Origin of the sequence: Kaistella sp., from assembly GCF_032060305.1 — a bacterium.
In the GTDB taxonomy this organism is placed as follows: domain Bacteria; phylum Bacteroidota; class Bacteroidia; order Flavobacteriales; family Weeksellaceae; genus Kaistella; species Kaistella yananensis.
In genome coordinates this window covers 32,814-44,228 of the sequence record NZ_DAMBHK010000001.1, presented here as the reverse complement: position 1 = coordinate 44,228, position 11,415 = coordinate 32,814, and the positions used below count along the sequence as shown (strand labels likewise).

Here is an 11,415-nt window from a genome sequence, read left to right as displayed (position 1 = left end):
TCTACCGATGAAATTTCTTTTTCCATTTTACAAAATTAAAAAAACCATCCTGAATTCTCGGGATGGTTTAGGTTTTAGAAAGGGTTTATTAAAGACCTAATTCTTTTTTTACTAACGGAGTTGCGTCCGGACCACCTTTGTAGATTAAAGCTGTAGAATCGATGATGAAATCGAAACCGTTCGCTTTTGCTACTTTCGCTACTGCATTGTTCAGTTTGTCGATGATAGGTTTTACCGCTGCATCTCTTCTTTGAGCCAAATCGTTTTGTGCAGTTTGCTGAAGCTGCTGAAGGTTTTGCTGTTTTTTCTGTAATTCTCCTTCTTTAGCAGTTCTCTGAGCTTCGGTCAATTTTGCACCATCAGCCTGGTACTGCTGTACTTCCTTTTGGAAAGCTTCTGCCTGTTTCTGCAGTTCATCACCTTTAGTTTTGCTGAAAGTATCTAAATCTGTGGTCATTTTCTTAGTTTCTGGCATTGCTGCCAATACAGCTTCGTAATCCATAGATGCAACTTTCTGAGCGTTAACTGCTCCTGCTGTTACCAACATCATTACTGCTGCAAATAATACACTTAATTTTTTCATAATTGGGGTTGAATAATTTATTGTTGTTTAAATTTATTTTTTTCTTCGCGACTGTGTGTTTGAATTGGAATCGGTTTTATCCTGCATCAGTCTTAATTTTTCCTGTTTGGCATCTTCTTCAGAGATTCCTCTCCTGTTTGGGGTTGAAGTATTTTTATTTCCTGAATTTTTCAGTAACAAATCTAATACTTTATCTGTATAATCGTACCGTTTTTCGAGGAAAATTACACTGATGTTATTGCTTTTATCAAGAACTATGCCCAAACTGTTTTTCTCTGATACAGTACGGATTGCGTTCCATATCTGATCCTGAAAAGGTTTGGTGAGGTTTGATCTTGCATTGTTAATTTCGCCCAGCGTACCGAAACGGTTATTGATCATGCTTTTAATCTTCTTATCAAGATCATCAACTTCTTTTTGGCGCTGTTTCAGCTGCTCACCTACCAAAAGTACCCTTTCGTTCTCCAACAGTAATTTCTTTTTATCAAAATCAGACTGAAGGTTCTGTATTTCAGTCTGCCAGCTTGCGATCTGCTCATTCAGCCTGTCCTGTGCTTCTTTGTACTGAGGCATTTTGCTGAGGATATAATCGGTATCAACAACACCAATTTTCTGTGCATTTAAAGCACCCGAAAAAATAAAGAACAGTAAGGCAAATAATTTGATGTGTTTCATTTCAATTGTCTTTATAATGATTGATTCATCAGGAAGTGTGTTTTCCATCCTGCAGGTTCTGTACCTATAAGCGTCTTATCGAAACCATAAGCAAAATCAAATCCGATAAGTCCAAATGCTCCCATGTATACCCTTACTCCTACTCCGGCAGAACGTTTCAATTGGAAGGGATTATAAGTTCCAAACGAGTTCCAGGCATTACCACCTTCAAGGAAACTCAGCGCATAAATTTTTGCAGTTTGGTTCATTGAAATCGGATATCTGAGTTCGAGCGCAAATCTGTTGTAAACTGTTGCTCCTCCGTAAGGGGTTACATCTTCTAATGTTCCGCCTGTAGAAGAGGCATTTTCATAACCACGTAAGGGCACAAGTTCGCGGCCATCATACCTTCCTCCGAACAAACCAGTTCCACCAACATAGAATCTTTCGAATGGCGGTGCACCCAGTTCTTTGTTATAACCATTCAAGAAGCCCATTTCTGCAGTGCTTCTAAGAACGAGTTTTCCGACTACGGTATTGTAAACATCGGCTTTCATTTTTACTTTATAGAATTCGAGCCATTTGTATTTTTCTACATTACTCATGGCCGCATAATTCTTATCGCTGAAGAGCGAGTAAGGCGGCGTAAACTTAACCGATGCCTCCAGGTTGGAGCCCTGAGTTGGGAAAATCGGATCTAATCCTGCAGACATTCTGCTTAAGCCAACATTAAAACTGAAGTTTTTGGCAGAACCATTATATTCGGTTTCGTTACCAAACTGGAACGGATAATTGCTGAAATCGTAGCTCTGGTATTGGATTCCGGTATAAAGTGAGAAATAATCATCCGGCCATCTCAGGAGTCTGTTTAATCCTGCACTTGCAGAGAAAATATTGAGTTTCTGGGTTTCTCCAAACTGATCAGAATATCTTACCAAAGACTGATTTACACTTACAGAAAGTGCCGTAGGTCGGGTTCCGAACAGCCATGGCTCTGTGAAAGAAATTCCGTAATTCTGGAAGTACTGCCCCGCTTGTGCCTGGATCGAAAGTGTTTGCCCGTCACCCTGTGGAACCGGTTTGAAATCTTTAAATTTCAGGAAATTTCTCAAAGAGAAATTATTGAACGTAAGTCCTAAAGTCCCGATGAACGAGCCACCACCGTAACCTGCCTGCAACTGAACCTGAGACGAACCTTTTTCAACAAGCGTCCAGTGAATATCTACGGTATTATCCTGTTGATTCGGAACAATGTTTTGCCCAACCTGCTGAGGATCGAAAAACTGCATCCCCGCTAAATCGAAATAAGTTCTTTTAATATCGCTTTTTGCAAATAAACTTCCCGGTTTTGTTCTTAGTGAACGCAGAATTACGTGGTCATGAGTCGTGGTATTTCCACTCCAGGTTACGCGGTTCCAGGTTGCTTTTTCACCTTCGTTGATCCGGATTTCCAGATTAATGGAGTCGCCTGCCACCGATTTCTCGATGGGCGTAACGTTAGAGAAAAGGTAACCGTTGTTCATATAAATCGACTTGATGTCGGAATCATCTTCTTTCCCGCCATCTTCGCCCACTTTTTTGTTGAAACCCACAGCGTCGTAGATGTCGCCGGTTTTATATCCCAGAACCTTCTGTAGATAATCGGTTGAAAATGCGGTATTCCCAAGGAAATTGATGTCGCCGATATAGTATTTTTTTCCTTCGCTCAGTTTTACGTTGATTTCGAAATCGTTTTTAGGATTTCTCCATACGGAATCTGAGACAATTTTTGCATCGCGGAAACCAAGGGAGCGGTAATAATTGATAAGGTTGTCTTTATCTGATTCGTATTTTTCTTCAATGAATTTTGATGGCTTTAAAATTCCCTGAATACCGAATCTTTTCTGCTTGGTGTCTTTGAAACCTTTTTTACGCAACTTATTGTCGGATACATTTTCGTTTCCTTCAAATTCGATGTGGCTTATTTTCACTTTTTTACCGCGTTCAACATTAATCGTCCAGTCCACCAGTTCGGGATCCTGTGCGTTTACTTTGTCTTCGATGGTTATTCTGGCGTCTGCATAGCCTTTTTTAATATATTCTTTAGGAATATTTGTTTTCAGGGTCGAAACTAAATTCTGGGTGATTTTGGTTCCGGGTTTCAGGTTATTGTCTTTTGCGAGTTTTTCACTTTTCGATTTACCGATTCCTTTTCCTGTAAATTTCACTTCTCCCAAATCCTTAAGATCCTGAAGGTTGAAACGGAGGACAATCTGGTCACCTTCAATACTTTGAATATAGACCTCAACTTCTGAGAAAGATTGGGTTTCCCAAAGTTTTTTGATGGCATTACTGATTTTCTGCCCAGGAATTTCCACGCTTTCATTCTTATTAAGACCGGTAAATCTTAAAATCTGTGCGGGGGTATATTTTTTTACGCCATCTACCACAATGTCTTTTAGGATGTAGGTTCCTGTTTCGTTCTGTGCGTACACCGGGTTATTGTCCTGCGGCGTCTGCTCGGGAGTTATCTGACCATAGAAATGCGCCGAAGCCACAAACATGATGATGGGTAAGAATTTAAACTTCATTTTTTATCTTGCTAACTTTTCTTTTATATATTTTCGTTGAGCTGTTCGCTTGTTTTTCCGAATCTTCTCTCTTTGTTCTGGTAATTGTAAATGCATTTAAAGAAATCTTCTTTCCCGAAATCCGGCCACAGAATATCCAGAAACTGCAGTTCTGCATAGGCAATCTGCCAAAGCAAAAAATTACTTATCCGTACCTCGCCGCTAGTTCTGATTAATAAATCTACAGGGGGGAAATCTTTGGTATATAAATGATTTTCAAATACTTTTTCGTTGATTTCTTCTTCTGTAAGTTCACCATTTTTTACCTTGCTGCTGATTTTTTTAACAGCACTTAAAATCTCATGCTGCGAACCGTAACTTAGAGCCAGAATTAAATTTCCTTTTGTATTGTTTTTTGTAATATCAACCAAATGCTGCATGTGTTCGCGTACCTCTGCGGGCAGTTTTTCAGTATCGCCAATAATATGCATCCGCAGTCCTTTACTGAAAATTTCTTCGGCTTCTAAAATAATTGTTTCAGAAATCAAACTCATCAGGGTATCGACCTCATCCTCCGGACGGTTCCAGTTTTCTGATGAAAAAGTATAAAGGGTAAGGTAAGGAATATGAATTTCGTTGCAGGCGTTTACTGCTTCCCGCACGGCTTTAATGGCATGTTTATGACCAAAAGTTCTCTTTTCTCCACGGGATTTTGCCCATCTCCCATTGCCATCCATAATAATGGCGACATGCTGGGGAAGCTGATCCTGATTTATTTTATCTTTAAACGACTGCATTATTTTACTCTCCACAATAACAAGGGGGTCTGCCAAACGAATAGGTAAGTCCTACAGATATGGTATTTACCCAGTCTTTTGAATTGATATTTCCAATTTCACGGTTCTTCAGAAATTCTGCCGCTCTTTCTTCGGCTATCTGAAGATAAGGACTTTCTTGCAACAGGGATTTTGTAGATCCTGGCGCCAGAATATCTTTATTATAGGTAACCCTCAGGTCTTTATCATCAACCACACTATAGTCGATTGAATCTGAGAACGTTGGCCTGAACATGAACTCTCCGAAAAGCGCCCAGTTATAATTAAACTTATATTTCAGTCCTACGCCGAACGGGATTGCCATGGTGAGGCTATTACCAGATTGATAGGTAGGATTAGTTTCGAAATCTGTACTGCTGGTAGGTGCTATTGCATTTCCGCCTGCATCACGTCTGAAATCATTTACAAGAGAAACCCTGGTAGAATTCGCTAACATCCCCCCGATTCCGCCGAAGATGTAAGGACTCGCAAGGCTTTTCTGCTCGTCGTTTACCGGGAAAAAATTATATTCAAAGATTAAATCTGCTTCCCAAATGGAGTTCGTACCCCAAAGATTTCTATTTCTGCGATACTGCTCTTTTGCCACGGCATCTATAAATTGAATATGGCTGTACCCAATATTTAATCTTACGGTTTGGTAAGGGTTAAAATTCATGCGGTACAAAATTCCTCCATAAAACGGGATTCCATAATCAGCAATATTGCTGAGTACAGGTTTCTGCAGTATATAATTGGTTTTACCAATGTCTCCAACCAAGTTACTCATACCTAACTGCACCCCTATTTCGTGTCGTTGCCCTTTATAGAACCCCACCATTAATATAATCGCAAAAAAGGAATAAATCAGTTTGTTGTGCATGAATAGCCGGTCATCAATTTTCATAAATAATTTTGCAAATATAAAACAATTTTACATTAAGGAAATTCTTAATTTTTAGTTAAATAACCTCAAAAAAGCATAATTTATAGGAGTAAAACGACAATTAAAAGGTTTTATGATTTCTTTACCTTAATTCTCACTACTGCAGAGATTGAGGGGCTAACTTCTACCGAACAGTTTTCTCAATTTATTTCTTACTTTAATGAGCGTAGGTTCCTGATAGTTTTTGTCTTCATCGAAGTAACCATAACCATAACCGTAGCCATATCCGTAACCATATCCATAACCCTGCTGGTGCTGGTAATCATTATAAACCAATCCTAAATTCTGCACTTCCTGATTCTGGTATTTCTCGGTAATCATCTTAAGCATATACTTTTCGGTATACTCGTGCCGCACAACATAAATGCTGGCGTCAGCGTATTTCATCAGTTCAAAAGGGTCTGCAACCAAGCCAACTGGCGGCGAATCGATGACGATATAATCATAAATTTCTTTCAGATCCTGAATGAATTCTACATTCCGTTCACTCATCAGTAACTCCGACGGATTCGGCGGAATAGGTCCTGAAGTTGCCACATGAAGGTTGGGAATTTTTGTTTGGTTGATGATTTTATCCATTTCTACCTCACCGGTAAGATAGTTTGAGATGCCGTATTTGTTATCGATTTTAAAATCACCGAAAATCTTCGGCTTTCTTAAATCCATCCCCAATAGAATGGTTTTCTTCCCGCTCAAACCTAAAACAGAGGCAATGTTGATCGAAATATAGGTTTTACCCTCGCCTCCTACCGAAGAAGTAAGCAAAATAACCTTTGATTTATTGTCTTCCTTGTGCAAAAACCTAAGGTTCGCCCTTATTCCCCGGAATGCTTCAGATATTGATGAACGCGGCTGCTCCAGCACCGTAAGATTATTATCGTGGGTATTTTTACCGATAACTCCCAGAAGCGGAATTCGGGTTGCCTGGAGCAATTCCTTAATGTTTCTTACTCTGTTATCCAGCGCTTCAGAAATGCCAATAATCAGTAACGGCAACAGAAGCAGGCCTCCAATGATGGAATATTTTGTTCTTTGCACGTCGGGAGCAATGGGACCCTGCCCAAGATTTTTTGCAGGATCGATTACGGTGATGTCCGATTTATTGGTAGCAACCCTAATCTGTGTTTCGTTCTGTTTAGCAAGCAAAGTGTTATAGGTGGCTTCGATCATGTTATAACCGCGCTCTGCATCTAGATATTTTCTTTCTTTTTCGGGATACGCTACTAAGTCCACACTTTCGTCCGCTATTTGGCGGTCGATTTTAGCAATTTCGTTAAGATAAGTATTGTAATAATTTCTAATCGAACCGGTTGAATTTCCTCTTGCCTCATTAATCAATCTGTTGATTTCCCGCATAGGCTCAGAATTTGGTGTATAAATGAGCGCTAGTTCGCGTCTTTTTAAATATAAAGCCTTCAGTTCTGAGACGGTGGCACTGAAGATCCCGTCTTCAATTCCGGCGGCATTCATGCTGATCATACGGTCCAGATTCTGTGAAGCAAGCGTATTCCGGATATTGTTTAAGGAATTAATACGTGTGAGCAATTCGGCTTTTTTACTTTCAAGATCTTTAATCCGTTCAAGCGCTTTCTCATCGCGGTCTTTGATATCATATAAACCTTCGCTTACCTTCATATGGTTCAGCACCTGCGCACTGGAATCTAACTTTTTACGTATTTTCGAGAGATTATCAAAAAGGTAACTTTCGGTATTTTTATCTACCGTATTTCTGTCGATGAGTCTTTTTCTCTGAAGTTCATCCACCGACGTATTCAGGAAATTTACGGTACCATTCAGGTTGTAGCCGCTTTTGGAAATAATCATAATGGTATTGATTTCCTTATCAAAATCGACCCCGATGGTTGAAACCAGGTCATTAACCGTTTGATTGACTGTAGAGAGCGTAAGCAGAATGTTGTCGAGCTTAATTGGTGTGGGCTGCGGATTTTTAACAAGTTTGAATTTCAGATTAGGTGAAACATACCATTCATTTACAGCAATTATTTTGTTTGCCGGCCTTGGGTATGGTGATACGGTATTGAAACTTTCCGTTACATAGGAATATAATGAAGTAGATTCGCCTTCTTCGGGTAAAATTACCTCATATCGGTCGCCACCTTTCGGTATCAGCGTTATGGTATAATTCACCTGCTGGTTATGGTTTTTATCAACTTCCAGAAAAACCGGCGAATCATATTTATCAAGATAAGTCTGCTTTATTAATCCTTTGGTGGAATAATTAATGAAAAGATCGAGTTGCTTTACCAGATATTCGTTGTGGGAACGGGAAAGAAGCATCTTTTTAAGATAAATCCCATCCTGGTTTCCGTTTTGCCCCCAAATAAAGTTAATCGACTGATTAGGAGTAAAATAACTGGCGGTATTATTTGAAATACTGAGTGACAGATTTGAAGCATAAATGCGCTGTGCGTAATATTTGCTGTACACCCAAGAAATGGCGTAACCCAAGGCTGCCATCAGTGCAAACCAATACCAGTTTCTTATTAATCTTCGGATAAAATGCTCTACATCGAAAAAGGCGAAAGAGCCAACTTTTTCAGTTTGTGAAGATGTAGATTTACCTGTGTTTTCTTTGCCGGGAATCATTAGAGTCGTGTTAAGATTAAGTAAATCGACAATGCTGTAGTTAGCACCGAAACTCCGGTAGTTAGCGTCTGAATAGGATCTTTACCTAAACCGTTAAGATTTTTGGATCGGGTGGTGAGGAAGATTTCGTCGCCGTTTTGTACCCAGTAATATGGAGAATTCATTACATCTTCTCGGGTAAGATCTATTTTTGCGATCTTGATTCCTTCGGGTAGCTTTCTGTGGATCTTAATATTGGTGCGATCTACAGTTCTGTTGAGCCCACCATTGATTGAAAGTGCTTCGGTTATGGTTAAGGTATTTTTATGTACTTTTTTTTCACCGCTGATTTCGATAGTTTCTACATCGCCTAAAATATAGTAGGTGATCCCATCGGTATTCAGGCGGACTTCTGATTTCCCGTCAACAAAATTTTCGTTTACGCGGTTCTGTATTTCCTGGGTGATGTCTTCTATCGTTCGGCCTTCCGCTTTTACAAAACCAATTCCCATAATATTGATGTCTCCTTTAGAATCTACTTTTAAACCGTTAAAGTAAAAATTTGAGTTTCCGCCCTGGCCTGTACCTGCTCCCATGCCAATAGGTGAAGATCCTGAAACTGCATTTGAAACCGCTGGTGGAGGGGCATTTAATGTTGAATAAAACTGTGCAGCATCACCTTTTGGGGTGGTAACAATGTTAAGGTTCAGCATATCGTTTTTGGTGACGCGGTAGACCGGAATATTATAAGGAACCAAACCTTCTTCGTTGATGACCAGACTTTCGTTTGGCTGCATATAGCGCACATCTTTGGTCGAGATGCAGGATGAGAGCAAAAAGGTAAAAAGGAGAAAAAGACCGGCTTTATGGGGTTTCATCATTTTCAAATGTAGTTTTTACAAAAATAACAATATTTATACAGGTTTTCTTAATAATAAGATAAGTTTCGGAAGATATGCGCCTATAAAGCCTAAGATTACAATAATAAGCAGCAATACATTCACATTAATATGGCGGAAAAAATACGCCACGCTCACAATAAAAAGATAATACATCAGGATATAAGCGGTAGATCTTCTGTGAGTTAATCCCAATTTCAGCAATGAATGGTGTATATGGTTTTTATCTGCTACCAAAGGCGATTTCCCATTGCATATTCTTATCATAAAAACATTTAAGGTATCAATAATTGGGAGAATAAGGATCGCCATAGCGATGGCCGGGGCCGACTGAAGATAATATCTTGGAATTTCCGGAAGCTTTTTGTCAATAAAAATATCAATAAAACAAATGGCGGTAAATGCCAGGAGAAAACCCAAAATCATTGAGCCGGTATCTCCCATGAAAATCTTATTGTTTCTGTAATTTGAAAGATTGAAGTATAAAAACCCGATTACAGAACCGATAATAACCCCCGAAAGCACAACCAAAGGATAATTGTATTCGCCAAGCCGGTAATAACTGATACCGAACATTGCGCTGCAGAGAATTGAATAACCACCTGCCAGCCCATCTATTCCATCGATTAAATTGAAGGCATTTATCAGGACAATAAAAGTGAAAATACTCATTGCGACGCTGAAAAAATAATTCAGTTCATAGATTCCGAAAAGTCCGAAAAAGCTTCTGATCCGAACATCAGAACCTATCACCATCAGCGAGGTCACAACAATCTGCGCGAAGAGTTTTTTGTAAGCCCGCATCACCACAATATCGTCCATCACTCCGATATAGAGCAAGATAACCAACGAAGCAAACAGGAATTTGTACAATTCGAACAACTCAAAAGCGAAAATCGATGCACACACCGCAAGCGAGTAAAACATTGAGATCCCTCCAAGATTCGGGATTTTTCTCAGATGCGAACTTCGTGCGCCCGGCTCATCCATTAAATTTTTCCGTCTCGAAATCTTTACCACCGTGGGAATGGTGTAAAAAGTAAGGAGAAATGAACAAAGCATTCCCAATCCTAATTTTACATAGAATTGCGGTATTCCGAACTGAGCGAGTAAATCTTTAATTATATCCATGCGTTATTACCAAAGTGCGTTTTGATATCTTTCGGTTGTAAATCCGCCGCGATGCGCATTGCCGCTGCCAAAATAAAAAAACATCGCTACAAAATACATCATAAATCCCAAATAAAGCATCTGCCTCCCGCTCCCTTTCACCGCGTACACTAAGTTACTCAGGCAAAACATCGTAACAAAAAACATATACGCACCCGGAAGCCGTACGGCAAAAATTTCATTAGACCTGAAGAAATAAAACAGCGCCATCCCAAACACTGCAAGATTCCGCATGTATTCGTACCACCAAACCTCCTCGCAACCTTTCTTATCGTACCTAATTAAAATTGCAATAAAAATAATCTTTACCAGGTCATTCAATCCTGTTTCTACCTCAGTGCCGTAATAGCGGTCGTCCATATAACCGGTGTAAGCTCCTGAAATATCCTGTGGCGCAATAGAGCCGAAGAAATCGCTTCCCAAACGATACAGTTCAAAGGGTGAAGACAGCAGCGCAATAACCAAAACCCAAAAAATACGGGTACTGTTCATCGGGATTTTTACAATCCAGTACGCGGGCAAAAACACAATGGCCGTTTTATGAAAACCCAGCGCTATGTAAATACAAAGCAGAAACATAAATAAATTACGCTCCTTAATGAACTTAAAAGATGCCACGCAGACCGCAATTCCCAAGCCCTGGCGCATCTGCCCAGAATCCTCAAAGAACATAATCGGCATGAAATAAAAAAGCATTGCGATCGTAGGAAATGCCACATTTTTGTAAATAGCCGTAAATTTCAGCGAAACCGCAATCACCGCCATAATTAAAGTGACGATGTAAAACGGAAGACCAAAATCGAAAACAAGTTTGTTGATAAGTACAAAAATCCATTCGATTTCTTCGGAATTTGGCCGGAAAAGCGCTTTATCCAGCACATCTCCATAGGTTGTGTAGATTGCAAAGCCAGAAAAAAGCATTTTGTACACCGGGTAATCGGCGCCTACATTGATCCGGAAACCTATCGCAATAATGATAAGAATTGCAGTAACCCACACAAAAATGCTCTGTTTTTTCTCTAACCTGAATATTTCCCAGTAACTCGCAAAAGCAAGAAAAAGGAAAATCAGGATAAAAACAGGATGAAGGATGGGCATAAAGGACTTGTGTTTTATACCAATTTCTGCAGCAGTTTCTCCTGCCCCATGAAATACAGCAAATAATAAATTTTTTTCTTCAGAGGCAAATATAGCAGATAATTTCTTCCAAACCGCT

General features: G+C 39.6%; 9 protein-coding genes. All 9 read right to left on the bottom strand.

Translation table 11 applies throughout. The features are described 5' to 3' along the window. Window positions 1-88: 88 nt before the first annotated feature. Window positions 89-583 carry an OmpH family outer membrane protein gene (locus V5N63_RS00205; RefSeq protein WP_088468175.1) on the bottom strand — a complete coding sequence of 165 codons (495 nt, stop codon included), beginning with the start codon at window positions 581-583 and terminating at the stop codon, window positions 89-91. A 33-nt stretch (window positions 584-616) separates the two neighbouring features. After that, on the bottom strand, window positions 617-1,258 hold the full coding sequence (locus tag V5N63_RS00200; protein WP_332031958.1) for an OmpH family outer membrane protein: 642 nt from the start codon (window positions 1,256-1,258) through the stop codon (window positions 617-619). Window positions 1,259-1,269: 11 nt separating this feature from the next. Further along, a complete protein-coding gene (locus V5N63_RS00195) occupies window positions 1,270-3,807 on the bottom strand; it encodes a BamA/OMP85 family outer membrane protein (RefSeq protein WP_332031956.1) in 2,538 nt (845 codons plus the stop codon). 23 nt (window positions 3,808-3,830) lie between these two features. Next, window positions 3,831-4,583, bottom strand: coding sequence for an isoprenyl transferase (locus V5N63_RS00190; RefSeq protein WP_332031954.1), 753 nt, complete (start codon window positions 4,581-4,583; stop codon window positions 3,831-3,833). 4 nt (window positions 4,584-4,587) lie between these two features. Beyond that, window positions 4,588-5,505, bottom strand: coding sequence for a type IX secretion system protein PorG (porG, locus tag V5N63_RS00185; protein WP_332031952.1), 918 nt, complete (start codon window positions 5,503-5,505; stop codon window positions 4,588-4,590). 156 nt (window positions 5,506-5,661) lie between these two features. Further along, window positions 5,662-8,151, bottom strand: coding sequence for an exopolysaccharide transport family protein (locus tag V5N63_RS00180; protein ID WP_332031950.1), 2,490 nt, complete (start codon window positions 8,149-8,151; stop codon window positions 5,662-5,664). Beyond that, window positions 8,151-9,011: a polysaccharide biosynthesis/export family protein gene (locus V5N63_RS00175; protein ID WP_332031948.1), complete on the bottom strand. Its 861-nt coding sequence runs from the start codon at window positions 9,009-9,011 to the stop codon at window positions 8,151-8,153. The genes V5N63_RS00180 and V5N63_RS00175 overlap by 1 nt, the downstream gene beginning before the upstream one ends. Window positions 9,012-9,044: 33 nt before the next feature. Next, window positions 9,045-10,160, bottom strand: a complete 1,116-nt coding sequence (locus tag V5N63_RS00170) for a glycosyltransferase family 4 protein (RefSeq protein ID WP_332031946.1) — start codon at window positions 10,158-10,160, stop codon at window positions 9,045-9,047. Between the two features lie 6 nt (window positions 10,161-10,166). Next, window positions 10,167-11,415 (bottom strand): EpsG family protein (locus V5N63_RS00165; RefSeq protein WP_332031944.1); only part of this gene is annotated, 1,249 nt, incomplete at its 5' end.

Bases quoted from the DNA above. Each gene is read 5' to 3' on its own strand.
- V5N63_RS00205 (WP_088468175.1), bottom strand. From the start codon at position 583: ATGAAAAAATTAAGTGTATTATTTGCAGCAGTAATGATGTTGGTAACA.
- V5N63_RS00200 (WP_332031958.1), bottom strand. From the start codon at position 1,258: ATGAAACACATCAAATTATTTGCCTTACTGTTCTTTATTTTTTCGGGT.
- V5N63_RS00195 (WP_332031956.1), bottom strand. From the start codon at position 3,807: ATGAAGTTTAAATTCTTACCCATCATCATGTTTGTGGCTTCGGCGCAT.
- V5N63_RS00190 (WP_332031954.1), bottom strand. From the start codon at position 4,583: ATGCAGTCGTTTAAAGATAAAATAAATCAGGATCAGCTTCCCCAGCAT.
- porG (WP_332031952.1), bottom strand. From the start codon at position 5,505: ATGAAAATTGATGACCGGCTATTCATGCACAACAAACTGATTTATTCC.
- V5N63_RS00180 (WP_332031950.1), bottom strand. From the start codon at position 8,151: ATGATTCCCGGCAAAGAAAACACAGGTAAATCTACATCTTCACAAACT.
- V5N63_RS00175 (WP_332031948.1), bottom strand. From the start codon at position 9,011: ATGATGAAACCCCATAAAGCCGGTCTTTTTCTCCTTTTTACCTTTTTG.
- V5N63_RS00170 (WP_332031946.1), bottom strand. From the start codon at position 10,160: ATGGATATAATTAAAGATTTACTCGCTCAGTTCGGAATACCGCAATTC.